This is a genomic window from Streptomyces sp. CGMCC 4.7035, from assembly GCF_031583065.1.
Lineage (GTDB): Bacteria > Actinomycetota > Actinomycetes > Streptomycetales > Streptomycetaceae > Streptomyces > Streptomyces yaanensis.
The window spans coordinates 4482319-4502519 of record NZ_CP134053.1 but is presented as its reverse complement, the minus strand read 5'-3'; the positions used below and the strand labels follow the sequence as shown (position 1 = coordinate 4502519).

16 protein-coding genes and 2 pseudogenes are annotated in these 20201 nt (G+C 69.5%); 10 read left to right on the top strand and 8 right to left on the bottom strand.

What is annotated here, in order from left to right:
- Nucleotide 1: 1 nt before the first annotated feature.
- Nucleotides 2-388: a thioredoxin gene (gene trxA, locus Q2K21_RS19325; protein WP_310772580.1), complete on the bottom strand. Its 387-nt coding sequence runs from the start codon at nt 386-388 to the stop codon at nt 2-4.
- A 143-nt stretch (nt 389-531) separates the two neighbouring features.
- Here trxA and Q2K21_RS19320 point away from each other — a divergent pair, with 143 nt between their 5' ends.
- Nucleotides 532-1962 (top strand): dihydrolipoyl dehydrogenase family protein, encoded by a 1431-nt coding sequence (locus Q2K21_RS19320; RefSeq protein ID WP_310772578.1) that lies wholly within the window; start codon nt 532-534, stop codon nt 1960-1962.
- A 102-nt stretch (nt 1963-2064) separates the two neighbouring features.
- On the opposite strand, the gene Q2K21_RS19315 is transcribed toward Q2K21_RS19320, so the two are convergent.
- Together Q2K21_RS19315 and Q2K21_RS19310 are read right to left on the bottom strand one after the other, a co-directional pair.
- Complete coding sequence (locus tag Q2K21_RS19315; RefSeq protein ID WP_310772576.1) at nt 2065-3288, bottom strand: acyltransferase family protein; 1224 nt, start codon at nt 3286-3288, stop codon at nt 2065-2067.
- Between the two features lie 280 nt (nt 3289-3568).
- Nucleotides 3569-4231 (bottom strand): peptide deformylase, encoded by a 663-nt coding sequence (locus tag Q2K21_RS19310; protein ID WP_310772575.1) that lies wholly within the window; start codon nt 4229-4231, stop codon nt 3569-3571.
- A 207-nt stretch (nt 4232-4438) separates the two neighbouring features.
- Here Q2K21_RS19310 and Q2K21_RS19305 point away from each other — a divergent pair, with 207 nt between their 5' ends.
- Nucleotides 4439-5833, top strand: a complete 1395-nt coding sequence (locus Q2K21_RS19305) for a PepSY-associated TM helix domain-containing protein (RefSeq protein WP_310772573.1) — start codon at nt 4439-4441, stop codon at nt 5831-5833.
- Nucleotides 5834-6002: 169 nt separating this feature from the next.
- Here Q2K21_RS19305 and Q2K21_RS19300 read toward each other — a convergent pair whose 3' ends face one another.
- The 3 genes from Q2K21_RS19300 to Q2K21_RS19290 form a co-directional block, all read right to left on the bottom strand.
- On the bottom strand, nt 6003-6350 hold the full coding sequence (locus Q2K21_RS19300) for a tetratricopeptide repeat protein (RefSeq protein ID WP_310772571.1): 348 nt from the start codon (nt 6348-6350) through the stop codon (nt 6003-6005).
- Between the two features lie 74 nt (nt 6351-6424).
- Nucleotides 6425-6868 carry a MarR family winged helix-turn-helix transcriptional regulator gene (locus Q2K21_RS19295; protein ID WP_310772569.1) on the bottom strand — a complete coding sequence of 148 codons (444 nt, stop codon included), beginning with the start codon at nt 6866-6868 and terminating at the stop codon, nt 6425-6427.
- The gene (locus Q2K21_RS19290; RefSeq protein WP_310772566.1) at nt 6865-7383 is read right to left on the bottom strand and encodes a MarR family winged helix-turn-helix transcriptional regulator; all 519 of its coding nucleotides are present in this window, start codon (nt 7381-7383) and stop codon (nt 6865-6867) included. The genes Q2K21_RS19295 and Q2K21_RS19290 overlap by 4 nt, the downstream gene beginning before the upstream one ends.
- Nucleotides 7384-7557: 174 nt before the next feature.
- Here Q2K21_RS19290 and Q2K21_RS19285 point away from each other — a divergent pair, with 174 nt between their 5' ends.
- From Q2K21_RS19285 to Q2K21_RS19265, 5 genes and pseudogenes are all read left to right on the top strand, one after another.
- On the top strand, nt 7558-8523 hold the full coding sequence (locus Q2K21_RS19285) for a pirin family protein (RefSeq protein WP_310772563.1): 966 nt from the start codon (nt 7558-7560) through the stop codon (nt 8521-8523).
- 854 nt (nt 8524-9377) lie between these two features.
- Complete coding sequence (locus tag Q2K21_RS19280) at nt 9378-9581, top strand: cold-shock protein (protein WP_006136369.1); 204 nt, start codon at nt 9378-9380, stop codon at nt 9579-9581.
- A gap of 343 nt (nt 9582-9924) precedes the next feature.
- Nucleotides 9925-11409, top strand: coding sequence for a DEAD/DEAH box helicase (locus Q2K21_RS19275; RefSeq protein WP_310772558.1), 1485 nt, complete (start codon nt 9925-9927; stop codon nt 11407-11409).
- A 46-nt stretch (nt 11410-11455) separates the two neighbouring features.
- A pseudogene (locus Q2K21_RS19270) lies at nt 11456-11859 on the top strand (CBS domain-containing protein).
- Nucleotides 11860-11908: 49 nt separating this feature from the next.
- Nucleotides 11909-12217, top strand: coding sequence for an SCO5918 family protein (locus Q2K21_RS19265; RefSeq protein ID WP_310772556.1), 309 nt, complete (start codon nt 11909-11911; stop codon nt 12215-12217).
- Here Q2K21_RS19265 and Q2K21_RS19260 read toward each other — a convergent pair.
- A pseudogene (locus Q2K21_RS19260) lies at nt 12207-12728 on the bottom strand (IS200/IS605 family accessory protein TnpB-related protein); the annotation flags it as partial. The gene Q2K21_RS19265 and the pseudogene Q2K21_RS19260 overlap by 11 nt on opposite strands.
- Nucleotides 12729-14400: 1672 nt before the next feature.
- Here Q2K21_RS19260 and Q2K21_RS19255 point away from each other — a divergent pair.
- Nucleotides 14401-14739 carry a helix-turn-helix domain-containing protein gene (locus Q2K21_RS19255; protein ID WP_310772553.1) on the top strand — a complete coding sequence of 113 codons (339 nt, stop codon included), beginning with the start codon at nt 14401-14403 and terminating at the stop codon, nt 14737-14739.
- A 259-nt stretch (nt 14740-14998) separates the two neighbouring features.
- Nucleotides 14999-15202 carry a cold-shock protein gene (locus tag Q2K21_RS19250; RefSeq protein WP_030052720.1) on the top strand — a complete coding sequence of 68 codons (204 nt, stop codon included), beginning with the start codon at nt 14999-15001 and terminating at the stop codon, nt 15200-15202.
- Between the two features lie 425 nt (nt 15203-15627).
- Here Q2K21_RS19250 and Q2K21_RS19245 read toward each other — a convergent pair whose 3' ends face one another.
- Complete coding sequence (locus Q2K21_RS19245; RefSeq protein WP_310772545.1) at nt 15628-17313, bottom strand: ribonuclease J; 1686 nt, start codon at nt 17311-17313, stop codon at nt 15628-15630.
- 739 nt (nt 17314-18052) lie between these two features.
- Between Q2K21_RS19245 and Q2K21_RS19240 the strand changes: the two genes are divergently transcribed.
- The gene (locus Q2K21_RS19240; protein WP_310772543.1) at nt 18053-20134 is read left to right on the top strand and encodes an ATP-binding SpoIIE family protein phosphatase; all 2082 of its coding nucleotides are present in this window, start codon (nt 18053-18055) and stop codon (nt 20132-20134) included.
- The last annotated feature ends 67 nt before the right edge of the window (nt 20135-20201 follow it).

Genomic DNA, 20201 nt, shown 5'->3' with positions numbered 1-20201 from the left:
GTCACTGCCCGTCCTGCTCGGCCTTCGCCTGCTGCTCGGCGACCGACTTGCGGACCTCGTCCATGTCCAGCTTGCGGGCCTGGCCGATGACGTCGTCGAGGGCGGCCTGCGGCAGGGCGCCCGGCTGCGCGAAGATGGCGACCTGGTCCCGCACGATCATCAGCGTCGGGATCGACTGGATACCGAAGGCCGCCGCCAGCTCCGGCTGCGCCTCGGTGTCCACCTTGGCGAACACCAGGTCGGGGTTCTCCTCCGCGGCCTTCTCGTAGACCGGGGCGAACTGACGACACGGCCCGCACCAGGACGCCCAGAAGTCGATCAGGACGAACTCGTTGTCCGTGACCGTCTGGTCGAAGTTCTCCTTGGTGAGCTCCACGGTGCTGCTCATGACGTATTTCCCTCTTCCTGGTCTCGGTGCTGAGCCGGTGTCGTCAACGAGGACGCTGGGTGATGTATTCCGTGCGTGCACGAGTGTGGTTCCGCGCGCGTACCCGTGTGGCCAGCGCGCACACCAACAACCAGACTGTCCCCATGACGGAAACGGAATCCATCGTGTACGACGTCGTGGTGCTCGGTGCCGGGCCCGTGGGGGAGAACGTCGCCGACCGCACCCGTGCGGCCGGTCTCTCCACCGCGGTCGTGGAGAGCGAACTGGTCGGCGGCGAGTGTTCGTACTGGGCGTGCATGCCCAGCAAGGCGCTCCTGCGCCCGGTGATCGCCCGCGCGGACGCCCGCCGCGTCCCGGGTCTCGACCACCTCGTGCAAGGCTCCCTCGACGCGCCGGCGGTCCTGGCCCACCGGGACTACGAGGTCTCGAACTGGAAGGACGACGGCCAGGTCGGCTGGCTGGACGGCATCGGTGCCGACCTGTACCGGGGGCAGGGAAGGCTCGCCGGGCCACGCACGGTGACGGTGACCGGCCCCGACGGAGAGCACCACGTGCTCACCGCCCGGCACGCGGTGGCCGTGTGCACCGGCAGCCGCGCCCTGCTCCCCGACCTGCCGGGGCTCGCCGAGGTGAACCCGTGGACCAGCCGGGAGGCGACGAGCGCCAAGTCCGTCCCCGGGCGGCTGATCGTCGTGGGCGGCGGCGTGGTGGCCACCGAGATGGCCACTGCCTGGCAGGCCCTCGGCTCCCAGGTGACCGTCCTGGTCCGCGGCAAGGGCCTGCTGTCCCGCATGGAGCCCTTCGCCGGGGAACTGGTCGCCGAGGCGCTCACCGAGGCGGGCGCGGACGTACGCACCGGCACCTCGGTCGAGTCGGTACGGCGTGAGGGCGACACCCTCGTGGTCGTCACGGATGCCGGAGACCGCCTGGAGGCGGACGAGATCCTCTTCGCCACCGGCCGCGCACCCCGCACCGAGGACATCGGCCTCGACACGATCGGCCTGGAGCCCGGCTCCTGGCTGTCGGTCGACGACACCCTGCGGGTCACAGGCAGCGAGTGGCTGTACGCGGTGGGCGACGTGAACCACCGCGCACTCCTCACCCACCAGGGCAAATACCAGGCACGTATCGCGGGCGCGGCGATCGCGGCCCGCGCCGAGGGCCTCCCCCTGCTGGAGACGGACGCCTGGGGCGCCCACGCGGCGACCGCCGACCACGCGGCCGTCCCGCAGGTGGTCTTCACCGACCCCGAAGCGGCGGCGGTCGGCCTTTCCCTCGCGGAGGCGGAGCAGGCGGGCCGCCGGGTCCGCGCGGTGGACGTCAACCTGTCGGCGGTCGCGGGTGCGGGTCTGTACGCGGACGGCTACCGCGGCCGTGCCCGCATGGTCGTCGACCTGGACAGCGAAACGCTGCTGGGCGTCACGTTCGTCGGCCCCGGTGTCGGGGAACTCATCCACTCCGCGAGCATCGCCGTCGCCGGCGAGGTTCCGATCAGCCGGCTGTGGCACGCGGTGCCGTCGTATCCGACGATCAGCGAGGTGTGGCTGCGACTGCTGGAGGCATACCGGGGCTGACACCGACGCACATCACCCGACCGGGGGAACCCGTGACCACGTACCAGGGTCTCGGCAACACTCCGGCACCTTGACCCGACGGCGCTTGGCTCGGCCCGGTCTTCAGCGCGCGGTGGACCGGATTCCCCCGGTCCCGCCGCGTTCGGGCCGGGACCGCATCCCGAACAGGAAGCGCGTCACCCGGGTCCTGCGCACGGCGTACTCGTACACCACGAGGATCACGGCCAGCGAACCGGCCACGATCGCCGCGTACTTGACCGTCATCGGCGCGTGCCACCCCACCACCCCGTACGCGAAGACGACCACGACGGGCTGATGCAGCACGTACAGCGGCAGCGCGGCGGCGGCGAGATACCTCATCGCCCGCCGCCCGCTGCCCCGGTCCGCGGGGGGCTCCTCGCCCGCACGGCGCCGCTCCAGCAGGCCGAGGATCGCCACCACCCAGCACCACCCCGCCGCGCCGAACAGCGCCCTGGTCAGCAGCGCGAGAGGAGTCCATGCGGTGAACGGGGCGTCCCCGGCGACGAATCCGGGCGCGGTCCCCGCGAACAGTACGAGGCCGAGTACGCCGATCGGTACGGCACCGCGACGCAGGGCGGCGCGGACCCGGTCGTCGTCGGCCAGTGCGTAGCCGCAGAGGAAGAACACCAGGTACGCCCAGCGGTTCCAGCCCGCGTAGTTCTCCTCCATGCCCAGCAGCGCGTTGATCAGGGCGAGCGGCAGCGCCGGCAGCAGGAGCAGCGCGGGCCGGCGCGTCACCGCGGAGGCGACGCGCTCGCTGCCTGCGGGCACCAGCGCGGCGACCGGTGCGAGGAGCAGACAGAAGGCGAGGAGCAGGACGACGAACCACAGATGGCCGGTCTCGAAGTGGTCTCCCTCCAGGACGAACGGGAAGTCGCCCGGGTCCGGACGGACGGTGAGGAAGCGGGGCCAGAAGCGCCAGTACGACTCGTGGTAGCCGGAGTCGGCGGCCCGCAGCCGCAGCCACTGCGGAACGGGGCAGAGGACGAGCGTGGCGAAGACCAGCGGGACGCCCAGGCGCAGCAGGCGTTCGCGGACGAATCCGCCGGTGCCGCGACGGCGGATCGAGTGGCGGGCACCGAGGCCGGCGACGAGGAACAGCATCGGCATCGCCCACACCACGCCGAAACCGGCGAGAACGGTGACGGCGTCGGTCGTCTCCGCGTTCTTGACGTAGAAGTCGTCGTCCGGGGAGAACACGAGGGCGGCATGGAAGAAGACCAGCCCGACCACTACGAGCGTGCGCAGCGCGTCCAGTTCACCGCGGCGGGGAGCGGTCGCCGACCGCTCGGACTCCGTGCTCATATGGCCCCCCTGTCGGGCCAGTGTGGGGGAGGGGCGCGGGCGGAGGACAGGTTTCCGCCGGGATGGGACGAACCCACCCGCCCGGGCAGGCCACCGCACACCGGGAAGCCCATGACGGCCAGACGCCCTGAGCCCGGGCTTGCCGTGGTGGCGTCGCCCGTTCCTGCGCCGGGCTCGTGGTCGTGGCGCCGCGCGCCCTTGAACCGAACTCGTCGCGGTGGCGCCGCCCGCCCGCCGCGGACGGTGGTCAGGCGAGCGCCCGAGCGCCGCGGCGCCCCGCTCAGCGCGGCAGAGTGAACCCCAGTGCCGCCGCCGCCCGTTCCGGCGTCGGCTGCGCCCACCGCTGCGCCGTCGCCTCGTTCGACGACAGCGAGCGCAGCTCCGCCCGGTCCAGGTAGAGCATGCCGTCCAGATGGTCCGTCTCGTGCTGGACGATGCGCGCCGGCCAGCCCGTGAACTCCTCGTCCACCGCGACCCCGTGCTCGTCCAGCGCCCGCAGCCGCACCCGGGCGTGCCGGGCCACCACGGCCTGCCAGCCCGGCACGCTGAGGCAGCCCTCGTAGAACGCGGCCCGTTCACTGCCGACCGCCTCGTACGACGGGTTGACGAGCACCCGGAAGGGCTGCGGCACCCGCCCGCGCGCCAGCCGGATCTCCTCCGGGACCGGCGCCGGGTCCTCGATGACGGCGATCCGCAGCTCCACCCCGACCTGTGGCGCCGCGAGTCCCACTCCCGGTGCCGCGTGCATCGTCTCGCGCAGCGCCTCGATGAAACGGGCCAGGAGCGCGGGATCCAGCTGACCGTCGAAGGGCTCGGTGCCGCGGCGCAGCACCGGATCGCCGGCCGCGACGATCGGCAACGGGCCGCCGGTGGCCAGGAGTTCCTCGACCCGCTCGGCGATCGGGCGGTCGTTCGGGTCGGTGAGGTCGACTTCGGATGCCATCGCGCAAGCATGACAGGCGGATCGGGCGGTGAGCCGGACAGCCGGGTGCCCCTGTGGCACATGTCACCGGTTCCCAGGAGCTGTTGTGGCGCAGGTCACGAACACCGCCAGGAACTCGCCCGCACGGCCTTCCGACTACTGGACCGTCACGGACCGACTCCCCGGCTCGTGGCCCATGTCCGTCCCCAGCCACGGAGAAGCCCGCTCATGACCACCGCTCCCACGTCCACGACGGACGAGGCCCCGCGGCCCGTCGTCCCCGCACGTTCCAGATGGGCGCCCCTGCGCGCCCTGGTGCTGCGCCTGCACTTCTACGCCGGCGTCCTCGTCGCTCCGTTCCTGCTGGTCGCCGCCCTGACCGGATTCCTGTACGCGGGCGCGTTCCAGGCCGAGAAGATCGTGTACGCGCACGAGATGACCGTCCCGGCCGGCGACACCAAGCTGCCGATCAGCGAGCAGGTCGCCGCCGCCCGCAAGGCACACCCCGAGGGCACGCTGTCGGCCGTACGGCCCTCCCCGGCGAAGGACGCCACCACCAGGGTGCTGCTGTCCGGCGTCCCCGGCGTGGGCGGGGGGCACACGCTCGCCGTCTTCGTCGACCCGTACACGGGCAAGGTGCGCGGCGCGCTGGAGCAGTACGGCTCCACCGGCGCGCTGCCGCTGCGGACCTGGATCGACGAGTTCCACCGCGACCTGCACCTCGGCGAGAACGGCCGCCTGTACAGCGAACTGGCCGCCAGCTGGCTGTGGGTGATCGCCGGTGGCGGTCTCGTGCTGTGGTTCGCGCGCCGGCGTTCACAGCGCAAGGTGCGCGGTACGAGCGGGCGGCGCCGCACCCTCGGGCTGCACGGAACGGTCGGTGTCTGGGCCGCGGCCGGATTCTTCTTCCTGTCCGCGACCGGACTGACCTGGTCCACGTACGCCGGTGCCAACATCGACGAACTGCGCACCTCGCTCGGCCAGGCCACCCCCTCGGTCTCGGCGGCCGCGAGCGGCGAACACGCGGGCCACGGCTCCTCGGCGGCGACCGGGAGCGGAGAGCACGGCGTGGGCCTCGACAAGGTCCTCTCCGCGGCGCGGGCGAAGGGGTTGAGCGACCCCGTGGAAATCGTCCCGCCCGCCGACGCGTCCTCCGCGTACGTCGTCAAGCAGATCCAGCGCAGCTGGCCCGAGAAGCAGGACGCGGTGGCCGTCGACCCGGCCACCGGCGCGGTCACGGACGTGCTGCGCTTCGCCGACCACCCGGTCCTGGCCAAGCTGACCCGCTGGGGCATCGACCTGCACACCGGCGTCCTGTTCGGGCTCGTCAACCAGATCGCCCTGATGGCCCTCGCCCTGTCCCTGGTCCTGCTGATCGTGTGGGGCTACCGCATGTGGTGGCAGCGCGGCCGGGCCCGCGCGTTCGGGCGGCCGATCCCGCGCGGCGCGTGGCAGCAGGTCCCGCCGCAGATCCTCGTCCCGTGCATGGCGGCCATCGCGGTCCTCGGCTACTTCGTGCCGCTGCTCGGCATTCCGCTGGCGGCTTTCATCGTGGTGGACGTCGTCCTCGGCGAGATCGCCCACCGACGGGGCAGGCGCACCGACGGCGGCCGGGTGGCGTAGTCCCGCGGGCGGAGGCCGGAGGGAGACGGCGCGGACAGGGCCCGGCGGACGACGCGCCGGTGAGTCCGGACCGGCACGCAAAAGGCCCGTGCCCGGTTCACCCGGGCACGGGCCCTCGCTCTCTCCGAATCCCTCGTGCGGGACTCCTCGTGCGGGAATCCTCGGGGGATCACACCTCCGTGAAGTCACCCGCGAGGGCCGAGGCGATCCGCAGATGCGACTCGGCCTCGTCATGGCGTCCCTGACGCTGGAGCGTGCGCCCCAGCATCAGCCGGGCGTAGTGCTCCACCGGGTCGCGCTCCACGAGGGCGCGCAACTCGTTCTCGGCGCGGCCGAGTTGGGCCGAGTGGTAGTACGCGCGCGCCAGCAGCAGGCGCGGGCCGGTCTGCTCCGGCACCTCCTCGACCAGCTTCTTCAGGACCTGTGCCGCCTCGTAGTACTCCTTGGCGTCGAAGAACTTCTGTGCCCGCTCCCAGCGCTCCGCAGGCGTCCCGAGGTCGTAGTACGTAGTTTCCACTCAAGCCTCCTTCGCCGCGCACAACCCCATGGGTTCGTTGAATATTCCACGCCCCATGGGGTGGGTGGGGGCCGCTACACGGCCGCCAGCTCGGCGTTCGCGCGCTCGAGTACCACGGTCAGCACGCGTCCGGCGGTCTCCAGGTCCTCCTGCGGTATGCCCGCGTAGAGCTGGGAGGCGATCTCCCTGCCGCCGGCCTGGATGCTGTCGAACAGCTCCCGGCCGCTGTCCGTGAGGGACACCCGGTCCGCCGTGGGAGTGTCCAGAAGCTTCGCGGCGACCAGTTCCTCCACGGCCAGCCGGGCCGCCGCGTCGTCGCTGAACTTGAGCGCGGCGGTCACGCGGTCCACGAGCCCGGCGCGCTCGGCGTCGCCGCCGTTGTCCGCGATGGCGCGCAGGGCCACCGACTGGGGGAACGTGGTGCCGGAGCGAGCGAGCACTCTCTCCAGCAGTGCCCGGCTCGCGTAGTGGGTGAGGCCTATGAGCTGACCGTTGACGATGGGAGTGGTGCTGGTCATGACTGCTCCTCCTGCTCCTTCTTGAATTCGATGACGCCTCCTGCGCCGCCGTCGGCGATGGACGGGTCGAGCGGCACGTCGAGCAAGGTCCGCAGCTCGCGCGTGAACTCCTTCGTGCGGGCGCTGTCGAGGCCGCCCAGCGGCTGAAGGAGCTGCTCAAGCAGCCGGTGCACCACCTCGATCGCCTGCTGTGCGACCTCCCGCCCCCGTGTGGTGAGGGAGAGCTGCATGGCCCGGGGGTCAGCCGGATCGCGCGTCCGGTTTACGAGACCGGCCGTCTCCAGGGCGCGGGCGAGTTTGGAGATGTAGAGCGCCTCGAGGCCGGTGTGGTCGGCGAGCTGCCGCTGGCTGGGCCGCCGGCCGGCTCGGTGCATGCCGAACAGCGTTGCCACCACCGAGTACTGCGCATGGGTCAGACCCAGGGGTGCGACCGCCCGGTCGACGGCCACGCGCCACTTCGTCGACAGCCGCCAGACGTAGAAACCGGGCGTCGGGCCCTCAGGAGTCGTACTCATGGCGGATACCATACATGGCTACTATATCCATGGCTACTATTTCTGTGTCGCCCCCGCAGGCGGTGCCGGTGTGCGACCCTCTCGAACCTCCGATGCCACGTGCGATTCAAGAGCGCCTCGATGGGCGAGTCGATGGACTGACGTCGGCGCCCCCGCGGGGCTAGGTTGGGCGGCATGAGCAATCTTGATCGCGAGGCGGTGCCCGCCGTGTGCGGTGGCCGCGGGTTCGTGGTGGCGGAGCCGGTGCGTGAGCTCCTCAGTCCGCGCCGGGTCCAGCTCGGTGAGTCCACGGAAGTGCGCCGTCTGCTGCCCAACCTGGGCCGCCGCATGGTGGGCGCGTGGTGCTTCGTCGATCACTACGGGCCGGACGACATCGCGGACGAGCCGGGGATGCAGGTCCCACCGCACCCGCACATGGGATTGCAGACAGTGAGCTGGCTGCACGAGGGCGAGGTGCTGCATCGTGACTCGACCGGCAGCCTCCGGACCATCCACCCGCGCCAGCTGGGACTGATGACCTCGGGCCGGGCGATCAGCCACTCCGAGGAGAGCCCGAAGTCGCACGCGCGCTTCCTGCACGGCGCACAGCTGTGGGTGGCCCTGCCGGACAGCCACCGCCACACCGAACCGCGCTTCGAGTACCACGCCGAGCTGCCCGTGATCACGGCGCCCGGCCTCACGGCCACGCTGATCCTGGGCGAGGTCGACGGCGCGACGTCGCCCGGTACGACGTACACCCCCATCGTGGGCGCCGATCTGTCCCTCGCGCGTGGCGCGGACGTACGACTCCCGCTGGAGGCGGACTTCGAGTACGCGGTCCTGTCGATGTCCGGCGAGGCCCGCGTCGACGGCGTCCCCGTCCTGCCGGGCTCGATGCTCTACCTCGGCTGCGGCCGCACCGAACTCCCGCTGCACGCCGAGTCGGACGCGGGCCTGATGCTCCTGGGCGGCGAGCCGTTCGAGGAAGAGCTGATCATGTGGTGGAACTTCATCGGGCGGTCGCAGGAGGACATCGCACAGGCCCGGTCTGACTGGATGACCGGGACGAGATTCGGTGAGGTGAAGGGGTATGACGGCGATCCGTTGCCTGCTCCGGAACTGCCGTCTGTGCCGTTGAAACGGCGGGGAAGGGTGCGCTGACCTGGGGAAATGGAGGGGTCCGGCCGCCCGGATCGCGGGTGTCGCTCCACTTCGCTTGCGAGTCCTCCTTCCGTCGGCGAGGCCTTGGCTCCACACCCGGCCTTGGCTCCACACCCGGAAGAGGCCTCGGAGACCTGTCTGCCATTCCAGGGTGTGGGCATCTGTGGGCAGCCTTACTCAGGCTGATGCTGACCCAATGCTGACTTTGCTGACGGAGCGTCAGGTATAGTCAGAGGTGGATTTCGGCTGCTCGGACGCCCGCGTCGAACCTTCTTGCGCGATGACGTCGTGACCGATGCTGACTCCGAAGCCAGCGACCTTGCCCGGGAACAACCGCGGTCGAGCTGAGGTCGCGTGTTGTTGTAGCAACACGACAAAATGGCCAGCCTGACGTCTGCTGCGTCGCATGACCAATTCGCCCTTGCTGTCAGTGTCCGGTGGTCGCGCCCTCCCCGTCCCCTCCCGGGCGTTGCAGGGAGGACCGGGAAGTGTTCGGTGACTGGTCGTCACGTCGTGGTCAACCCTGACCGCCAGGGGGGGGCGACTCTTCCTGAAACGCAGCACTCCGAGTGGGTCAATATCTGTGCTTGCGAAGTGAGGCTTTGGCGGACCGCGTGGTGAGAGTTTTTGTCGCACTGAGTGGAGCGGAATTGCGTAATGTGCACGGGCCGTTCCAGTGTGCTACTGTCGATCTCGGTTGCAGTTGTGGTTCCCGAAACTTCAAGTGCCCCACCGGGTTCTGTCGGTTGGAGGCGCTTCTGTATTTCCGGTCATTTCCGGACGGGGTAATCATTGCGGCGACACGGCGTCCGCGCAGTGCGGATCCCGATGTACTGCCCCGAGGGAGATATGACATGGCTACTGGTACCGTGAAGTGGTTCAACGCGGAAAAGGGCTTCGGCTTCATCGAGCAGGACGGTGGCGGCGCCGACGTGTTCGCCCACTACTCGAACATTGCCGCGCAGGGCTTCCGTGAGCTCCTCGAAGGCCAGAAGGTAACCTTCGACATCGCGCAGGGCCAGAAGGGCCCGACGGCCGAGAACATCGTTCCGGCCTGACACTGACGCACATTTTGTAGCTGGGGCCCGCATCCTTCGGGGTGCGGGCCCCAGCTGCACGCATCTCCCGCAGTGATTTCAACTGCGGCGACTCGGGGGAATTGGCAGTCTCGTGACGCGCGGCTCCTCCTTCGGTGATGTAGGAGCGAGCTGAAGAGCTGCGCCGCAGCCGACGCCCGGATCTCAAGGTCCCCGTCGCGTCACCCATTTCAGTACCTGCGCCCCGGATATTTCCGACGGCTCGAGTCTGTTTTCTTTTGCCACCGGTCCATACCTGTAATTCTCCATGCCGCTCATTGCTGCGGGAATTCCTTGATATGCGCCACATCGAGGAAGGTTCCGCATGAACCGCACACGCACGAACGTCCGCTCCCGTCACGGCAGTGCCGACGCCGGAGAGGGCGGCAGCCGCATGGGCTCGCAGGCATCGCGCCGTTCCGGCGGCCCCGCCCGTTCCGGCGGTTACGGCCGCCGGCCAGCCGCAGCGCAAGGTGAGTTCGCGCTGCCCAGGACGATCACCCCCGCGCTGCCCCCCGTTGCGGGCTTCGCTGATCTCGACATGCCCGAGCACCTGCTGACCGAACTCGGCAAGCAGGGTGTGACCGCACCGTTCCCGATCCAGGGAGCGACGCTGCCGAACTCCCTGGCGGGCCGTGACGTACTGGGCCGCGGGCGCACCGGTTCCGGCAAGACCCTCGCCTTCGGCCTCGCCCTGCTCGCCCGTACCGCTGGGCAGCGTGCTGAACCCCGCCGGCCGCTGGGGCTGATCCTCGTACCGACGCGCGAGCTGGCGCAGCAGGTGACCGACGCGCTCACACCGTACGCCCGTTCCGTCAGGCTGCGGCTGGCCACGGTGGTGGGCGGCATGTCGATCGGCCGGCAGGCCGGCGCGCTGCGCGGCGGGGCCGAGGTCGTCGTCGCGACGCCCGGACGGCTCAAGGACCTCATCGACCGTGGCGACTGCAGGCTGAACCACGTGGGCATCACGGTGCTGGACGAGGCCGACCAGATGGCCGACATGGGTTTCATGCCGCAGGTCACCGCGTTGCTCGACCAGGTGCGTCCGGAGGGACAGCGGATGCTGTTCTCCGCCACCTTGGACCGTAACGTCGACCTGCTGGTTCGCCGCTATCTGACCGACCCCGTCGTGCATTCGGTCGACCCGTCGGCCGGTACGGTCACGACGATGGAGCACCACGTCCTGCACGTCCATGGCGCCGACAAGTCCGCCGCCACGACCGAGATCGCCGCCCGCGACGGCCGCGTGATCATGTTCCTGGACACCAAGCACGCCGTCGACCGGCTGACCCAGGACCTGCTCAACAGCGGGGTACGCGCCGCCGCGCTGCATGGCGGCAAGTCGCAGCCGCAACGCACCCGCACACTGGCGCAGTTCAAGACGGGGCACGTCACCGTGCTGGTGGCAACCAATGTCGCGGCGCGCGGCATCCACGTCGACAACCTCGACCTGGTCGTCAACGTCGATCCTCCGACCGACCACAAGGACTACCTCCACCGCAGCGGCCGTACCGCCCGCGCCGGCGAGTCCGGCAGCGTCGTCACGCTCGTCACACCGAACCAGCGCCGCGGCATGGTCCGCCTCATGTCGGACGCCGGAATCAGGCCCCAGACCACCCAGATCCGCTCGGGAGACGAGGCCCTGAGCCGGATCACCGGCGCCCAGGCCCCGTCCGGCATCCCGGTCGTCATCACCGCACCGGTGGTCGAAAGCCCCAAGCGCAGCGCCTCCTCCCGAGGCCGACGCCGCCTTTCCTCGGCGACCCGGCGCGCCCCCGTACGCCGGCCCGTCCTCGACACGGTGGCCTAGAACCTTCGTGATCGGAAAGTTGACCCATCTCCGCAGGAGGCACCTTTTGACGCTGATTCAGACTCAGCCCCGCTCGGCGGACGCCAACCCCGTGCACAGGACGGCGGTGGAGGTCATGGACGCGGCCGGACCGCAGGTCTGTGACGATATGAGCGTCGAGGTGGCGCTGGCCGTCATGGCCGCCGCACGCACGGGCCGACTGGTCGTCTGCGACCAGGACGACCAGCGCATCGGCCTGGTGACCCGAACCGACCTCACCGCCGTCCGCGACAGCGGCGCTCACACGGACCGCGTCCGCCTGCGTGACATCCTCGACGACCACGGATCGTCCACCTCACCCGTGACCACGATGGCGAAGCCGAGCACGTGATGCGCTCCCGTCGGCTCGGTGCTCTGCGAGTCGTAGACGAGCAAGGCAGCGCCCCGGGCATCCTCGCCCTCTCCCACTGAAACGCCTCGCCCTGGTCGGACCGTTCTTCCCTTCTCCCTGTGAGGCCACATGCGCTGCGTCATCGCCCGCTTCCCCTTCGAACTCACCAAGGGCGGAGTGCTGGAATCGATGAAGGGCATCAAGCCCGAACCGGTCACCGGAGAATCGGTGATCATCGGCCGCCGCCACTACCCCGTCAAGCAAGTCGGTCAAGTCATCACCCGCCAGGACCGCCGTGACTTCAGCGCCGCAGAAGTTCTCCGGGCCATGACTCAGCTCGGCTTCACCTGCCGCGCCCTCCCCGAGGCCGCGCCTGTGGGCATCCCCGGCTCGCTGCAGCACGCCTCCGCGATGCTCGGCACCGTTCCTATTCAGTGAGCAGGAGTGAGTCTTGGACCCATGCCTGCTCACTGCGGACATTCCGAACGGTTTTGGATGTCCTGGTCGCCCGCGTTCGCTCCGTGTCCGGTGACACGGATCGTGTCCGTGGTCCGGGAACGCGGGGGCGGGTTTCCTCGCGTTCCCGGGTGCCTGGTCCGGCCTGGGCGGTCCGATGCCCGCGACGATCGCTCTGGTCGTCGCGGGGCGGTGCCGTCCGTCGCCGAATCGGGTGCCCGAGGGCGCGTCGTCCGATCGCCACCGCTGCCGCGTGGTGGCGTGTGGTCTTCCTGTTCTCGTTGGTGAAGGGTCTCTGCCAGTGCTGGGCGCCCCACCGGGAGGTGTAGGCGGGGTCCACGGCGATCAGGGGGATGCCCAGTTCGGCCGCCATGCTGACGAGCCGGGCCCGCAGCCTGGCAACGGGCAGGCCGGAGATCAGCTTGCGGAACCGCTTTTTGCGTCCGTGTTTTTCGCGGGTGGTCTCGGCGGTGAAGTCGAGGTCCTCGACCGCGTCCAGTCCGGCCGCACACCGAGCCTTCAGGTCCCGGGAGGCGAGCGCACCGAGGTGGTCACCGACCAGGCGCAGCACCTTCTCGTCCTCGGCACTCAAGTGTTTGAGCCGGTCACGGACCGCCACCCCGGACGGGCCGGGCACCACGAACGGCGCCGCCACCTCCCGCAGCCCACCCACCGCAGCCACCCTCCCTCTTAGGGCCCGGAGAACCCGCCACCGAACCCAACGACCATCCCCCCGCAAAGGTCACCCATTCGACGAGGGAACCCTCGTTCCCCACACGCCCACGGCAGCCCGGACACTCACTCCTGCATGCCAGAACACGCTCGTGCGCTGTTCTACGGCAACAGCTCACCACCCCTGTGCCCGCCAACCCCGCAGAGCCGCAGTGCTTGCCTGAAGGGGACTGAGAACCACAGTCGACGCATGACGGCACCTGCTGCCGTGAGTCCGTGTCTCGGCAGCCATGGTCTGGCTCGAGCCGGGGACGTGCCGGTTCGCGCAAGCGGCCCATCCGCGGCGATGCCACCGGCTGGGCGAGCGCGGGAGAGTGACCCGGGACGAGGAAGCAGATACTCGCCAAGGCGCTGAGGCGGCAGCAGGAGCGTCGACCCGCGGATCGCGGCACCCGCGTGCACACTTCCACGAGCTGCTCGATCATCCCGGGATCGTCGAGGGCGGCGCAGACCCTCGTGCCGCGCCCGTCAACGGCCGGCCTGCGGGGCGTCACGGCTGGAAGCGTCCGTCCCGGTCGGTGGTGTCCTTCACGAGACGCGGTGTTGGCCGGTGCCCGCCGACGGTAGCGGCGGCGCGGTCGGCGACGTCACGCTCAGCCCGACGTGCTGCGCGGCGGTGGGTCACTGTGAGCGCCGGACTGGGCCTCGGAGCTGCTTGAACCACCCATGGACCGGTCGAGGCGGATTACCTTGTCTTCGAGCATGCGGAAATCTATGCCAGCCGGAGTAGACATTGGGTGGCGGTGTGGTTATGGTTTCTCTCGTAGCCGAGATCGATCGAGGCCCGGCAGAAATGAACTGCCGGGCAGCAGTACCGCAGTTGCAGTTCGCAGGACGGTGCGGTGGTGGAGTTCCGAAGCCAGAGCGGTTGCAGGACGGCGACGGGACTGCCGGACCGGGTGGCCCGCAGTGATCAGGGGCCGCCATGAGCAGTACCGCAGTGGCAGTACCCGTAAGTGCAAGTTCGCAGTACCCAGCAGTGAAGTCAGTGAGCGGTATCTCGGTGAAGGCGTCGGCTGCGGGCGCGCGCACCGGGAGGTTCGGCAGTGGGGTCCCAAGCCAGAGCAGACGCAGGACAGGCGACGGGGCTGGCTGCCGAAGGCGGCGCTGTTCGAGGCCGCCAGCAGTTTGCAGTACCAGCAGTCCGCGGTTTCCGTTAGTGAGTAGTTGATCAAGAGGGAAGGACGGAGGAGCCGAGCGCCATCAGGATCGCCCGGGTGGAAGTCCAGGACCCGGGTACCGCAGGACATCGATAGTGAGGTGGTCTCCGGTCAAGCAAACGCGATCCCCGCGCCCCCGACAGCGTCTCGGTCGGGTCTGCGGAAACAGAGGGCCGGTGCAGTGTCAGGGCCGGCAGATGGTGTAGTAGTTCCTTCGGGGCCCTGGTGCCAGACGGCACCAGGGCCCCTCGACGCGTTCCACAGAGAGGTGCAATGACAGCAGATGACACGTTCGGCCGTCTCGACGACGACGATTACCCCGCCTACACCATGGGCCGGGCCGCCGAGATGCTCGGTACCACCCCCGGCTTCCTCCGCGCCCTCGGCGAAGCCCGCCTGATCACCCCCCTGCGCTCCGAAGGCGGCCACCGCCGCTACTCCCGCTACCAGCTGCGCATCGCCGCCCGCGCCCGGGAACTCGTCGATCGGGGCACCCCCATCGAGGCCGCCTGCCGGATCGTCATCCTCGAAGACCAGCTCGAGGAAGCCCAGCGCATCAACGCCGAATATCGCCGCGCCGCCGAATCAGCGAACCCAACGGCAGCAGAATGAGATGAGCGTGCCCGTCAGCGCCGGCGGGCATCGCACGCAGTCTCGGTGTGCGGAGTGATCTTTTCCTGTGGAGTGATCTTTTCCTGTGGTGACGCGGCGTGTGGGCGTGTAGCGTCTGCGTCAGCTGTCGTGGTTCGGAATTCCCTCTTGCCCACGCCTCTGGTGTGGGCGTTTTGCTGTGCTGTGCCGCAGGGACCAGGGCGATCACCTCCGTCTGCCACATGGAGTGGGAGGCGTTCATCGACTGGAAGGCATGACCATGGCTACGGGAACTGTGAAGTGGTTCAACGCGGAGAAGGGCTTCGGCTTCATCGCCCAGGACGGCGGCGGCCCGGATGTCTTCGCGCACTACTCCGCGATCAACTCCACAGGCTTTCGTGAGCTCCAGGAGGGCCAGGCCGTGACGTTCGACGTCACCCAGGGCCAGAAGGGCCCGCAGGCCGAGAACATCAACCTGGCCTGACCTCGCAGACCTGCCCGAGGGATCGCGCACGCCGCGTCCGGTGGCCGCCGCCCGTGCGGGCCCTGCCGCCCACCTGGACGAAGTCGCCTGATCTCGTGCCGGGCCGGCACAAGATCAGGGGCCGCGCAGCAATGGCTGCGCGGCCCCTGATCTGTGGAAGCCCGGGCCGGTGCGACTTCGGCCCGAAACTTCCTGACCTCAGTCGCTGCAAGCGTCGCCGGGCGCGCGAGCCGCATGTCCTGCGCGGCTACCGTGCAGCTGAACTGCGGGTTTTCGCGCCTCCTGTCCTGGGACGTGTTCCCGATGACTCATCATGTGGGGTGCGTTGCCACCCCGGCCTGCTGGGGTGGCTGCTGACTCCCGTGCCTGGCCTCGATGCCGGCGGGGCCGCGGCCGGAACCGGGACCGTGCTGTCGGGCTCTGGTTCAGGCGTCGATGATGACGGGGATGATGAGGGGCTTGCGGCGGTAGGTGCGGAACGCCCAGTTCGCGACGGCGCGGGCGAGGAGTTGTTCGAGTTGGCGCGCGTCCCCGACGCCTTCCTCGGCCGCAGTGGCCAGGGTCTTCTCGATGACGGGGATGACCGGCTCGAAGGTGGTGTCGTCGTGGACGAAGCCGCGGGCCAGGAAGTCGGGGGCCTCGGCGAGGGCGCCGGTGTCCGCGTCGACGATCGCCACCACCGTGACCACGCCTTCGGCCGCGAGGGTGAGGCGGTCCTTGAGGGACGCTTCGGTGGCGCCGCCGACTTCCATGCCGTCCACGTAGACGTTGCCGGCGGGGACCTTGCCGGTGATGGATGCGCGCCCGTCGACCAGGTCGACGACGACGCCGTCCTCGGCGATGACGATCCGGTCGGGGTCGACACCGGTACGGATGGCGAGGTCGGCGTTGGCCCGCAGGTGTCGCCATTCGCCGTGCACGGGCATGACGTTGCGGGGTTTGACGATGTTGTAGCAGTAGACGAGCTCGCCCGCGCTGGCATGTCCGGAGACGTGCACTTTGGCGTTGCCCTTGTGGACCACGTGGGCGCCCCACCGGGTGAGTCCGTTGATCACCCGGTAGATGGCGTTCTCGTTGCCGGGGATGAGGGAGCTGGCGAGCAGGACGGTGTCGTCCTTGCCGATGCGGATCATGTGGTCGCGGTTGGCCATCCGTGACAGCGCGGCCATCGGTTCGCCCTGGGAGCCGGTGCACACCAGCGTGATCTTGTGGTCCGGGAGCTTCTCCAGCTCCTTCGTGCTCACGACCAGACCGGAGGGGACCTTCAGATAGCCCAGGTCACGGGCGATGCCCATGTTGCGGACCATCGACCGGCCGACGAAGGCGACCTTGCGGCCGTGCTGGTGGGCGGCGTCCAGGACCTGCTGGATGCGGTGCACGTGGCTGGCGAAGCTGGAGACGATGACCCGGCGCGGCGCGGTGCGCATCACCTGCTCGATCGCCGGGTTCAGCTCTCGCTCGGAGGTGGTGAAGCCGGGTACTTCGGCGTTGGTGGAGTCGGTGAGGAACAGGTCCACGCCCTCCTCGCCGAGGCGGGCGAAGGCGCGTAGATCGGTGATGCGGTAGTCGAGAGGGAACTGGTCCATCTTGAAGTCGCCGGTGTGCAGCACCATCCCGGCCCGGGTGCGGATCGCGACCGCGAGGCTGTCGGGGATGGAGTGGTTGACCGCCACGAACTCGCAGTCGAAGGGCCCGAAGCCGCGCCGGTCGCCCTCCCGCACCCGCACCGTGCGCGGTCGGATGCCGTGTTCCTTGAGCTTGGCCTCCAGGAACGCCAGCGTCAGCTTGGAGCCGACGACGGGAATGTCGGACCGCTCGCGCAGCAGGTACGGCACGCCGCCGATGTGGTCCTCGTGGCCGTGGGTGAGTACCACGGCCACGATGTCGTCCAGCCGGTCCCGGATCGAGGTGAAGTCCGGCAGGATCACGTCCACGCCGGGCTGAGTCTCCTCGGGGAAGAGTACGCCGCAGTCGACGATGAGCAGCTTGCCCGCGTGCTCGAAGACGGTCATGTTGCGGCCGATCTCCCCCAGGCCGCCCAGGGCGATGACCCGCAGCCCTCCTTCGGGAAGGGGCGGGGCGGCTTTCAGCTCGGGGTGCGGATGACTCATACCCTGACGGTACCCGGAGAGCGGGACAGGGCGATCCATTGCCTGCGTGATCCGACGAGCGCTCGATACCACCCGCGCCGCCGGAGGACGTACTGGCGCTCAGGTCGGCGCCCGTCTCATCTGTCCGCTGCCCCGGCCCCAAGCCAGGAGGGCAACCGCAGCCGCAGCGACCGCAGCAGCCGCGGCGTGTGCCGGGGTGGCGTCGCGCGTCGGGGGCCAGTAGCTGCGAGGTGACTGGGGTGTCAGGTCGCAGGCCACCTGGGCGTCAAGACCGGACAAGGCTTCTACACCTACAGCCACCAGGACTGATCTGCCCGCATCGCGGTGTGCTTCGTGGTCGCGCTCGCCTTCGGCTTCGCGAAGACCTGCCATGACGACCGCAAGGGCCTGTACCGCATGGTGCCCGCGCAGAGATGTTGCCACCCGGGCGGTCTGACCGGCCTTGTCCGAGCGCACAGGCATGCTCGGTCCCGATGGGCCACGCTACCGGCGCTGCTTCCACGATCGATGCAGCTGTCGAGGTGCCCGTTGTCCCTGGAAACCGCCCCCTGACCACGTTCCCGCTGGGATGTCCCGCGAGCCCGGTAAGGCCCAGTCCCTTGCACTGCGGCAATGGGCCGTCGAGCGTTCGACAATCGCCGGCTGGGCCGCAACGACGGCGCCACGTCCGAGACGTCTCGGGAGACGGGGAGCGGCGTATAGGGGCCAGGTGCAGGCTGGATGGTGGAGGTGGGTTGCCGTGGCGCAAAACGAAGCCGTCTCGCCGGGTGAGGGCGCTGCAGTACTGGAAGCTCTGTTCCACCGGTCGCCCACCGGCCTGCTGATCTTGGACACGGAGCTGCGCATCCTGCGGATCAATCTCACCAGGCCGGCTCTGCACGAGGCGCCTACTGAAGAGATCGTGGGCCGACACGTCACCGACGTGTATGACCTCTCCGCACCCGGTGAGGTGGAGGCGATGCTGCACAGCGTGCTGGAGAGCGGCGCCCCCGAAGAGGGACGCCTCGTGGCGGTGCGTCCGAAGGGTGCACCGGGGCCGGAGTACCTGTTCTCCGTCTCAGCATCTTGGCTGGAGGACTCGCAGGGGAGGATCTGGGGAGTGCTGACGGAGATGCTCGATGTCACCGAACGCGAAAAGGTGGGTGCCCGCATACGTGTCCTCAGCTCCGTGCGTGAGCACGTGGGACGGACCCTCGACGTGGTGGCCACCTGCCAGGAACTGGTGCAGGCAGTGGTGCCGGACCTCGCCGACATCGCCGTGGTGGAAGTGGTGGACGCCGTGGTGCGCGGTGAGGAACCTCCCCCAAGCCCTCTGGGAACGGAGGTGCCACTGCGCCGTGCCGCCTTCGGTCACAGCGGCGGAGAGGAGCAGATCCAGGCACATCCGGTGGGCGACGTGCGCGCCCTGCCGTTCTCGACGCCTTACGCCCAGACGCTGGCCGACCTCAAGCCCCGTCTCGTCCCCTTGGGCCCCGACACGCCCTGGCTGGCAGCCGACCCGCCACGTGCCGAGGCGATCCGCGCATCCGGTGCCCGCCTTCTCATCACGGCACCTTTGACGCTGCGTGGAACCGTGCTGGGACTGCTGAGCCTGTACCGTACCGACCAGGTCGACGTGTACGACAAGGGCGATGTCACCCTCGCCGTCGCAGTGGCCGCTCACACCGCGCTGTGCATCGACAACGCCCGCCGCTACACCCGCGAACACACCATCGCTCTGACGGTTCAGCGTCACCTGCTGCTGCCCCACCCTGACCCGCGGACCGCCGTGGAAACCGCGCACCTGCACGTGCCGTCCGAGGCGGGGGGAGGCAGTGGGTTCGACACCTTCGCCCTGTCCGGCGCCCGCACCGCACTGGTCGTCGGCGAAGTCGCCGGACAAGGCATCCATGCGGCCATCACCATGGGACAGATAGGGACCGCCGCCCGCTCCCTGGCCGCTCTTGACCTAGAGCCCGACGAGCTTCTCGCCCGCCTCAACGACACCGCCATAAGCCTCGCCGAGGAACGCGCAGCTCTGCCGCCCGGCGATCCCATGCCACTCACGGCAAGCTGCGTGTACGCGGTCCACGACCCCCTCGCCCAAACTTGCACCCTCGCCCTGGCAGGCCATCCCCCACCCGTCATCGCCCATCCCGACGGGACCACCGAGATGCCCGACCTGCCCGCCGGACCTCCTCTGGGCACAGCCGAGGGACCCCCCTTCGCCGCCACCACAATCTCCGTCGCCGAAGGCAGCGTCCTCGCCTTCTACACTGCGTCACTGCCGAGCAACTCACCGTCACCGGACACTCTCCAGCGGGTGCTGGCCCACCCTGAGCGGCCACTGCAGGATCTGTGCGATGACGTGCTCTACCGGCTGCGGAACGACACCCGCCACAGCGACATCGTCCTCCTCCTCGCACGCACCCACCCATTCCCCGCCGACCAGGTCGCCACGTGGCATCTCGACCACCACCCCCAAGCCGTTGCTGCGGCGCGCACCCACGCCCGCCACCAGCTCATCCTTTGGGGAGTCGATGAGGAAACCGCCTACACCACCGAAATGATCGTCAGCGAACTGGTCACCAACGCCATCCGCTACGGCACACCGCCTGTCCAGTTGCAGCTCATCAAGGACCGCACCCTGACCTGCGAGGTCCACGACAGTAATTGCCTCGCGCCACGGCTGCGTCACGCGAAGACCATCGACGAAGGCGGGCGCGGCTTGTTCATCATCGCCCAACTCGCACAGAACTGGGGCGTTCGCTATTCGCTCGACGGCAAGACCGTCTGGGCCGAGCAGAGCCTCTCGCCCGCAACCACAGCCCGTCTTCAGTAGCGGCCTGGGAGGACATGTGAAGCCCGCCCGCACTACGTCCGCACCGTCGGACGGACCTGCCCGGCGC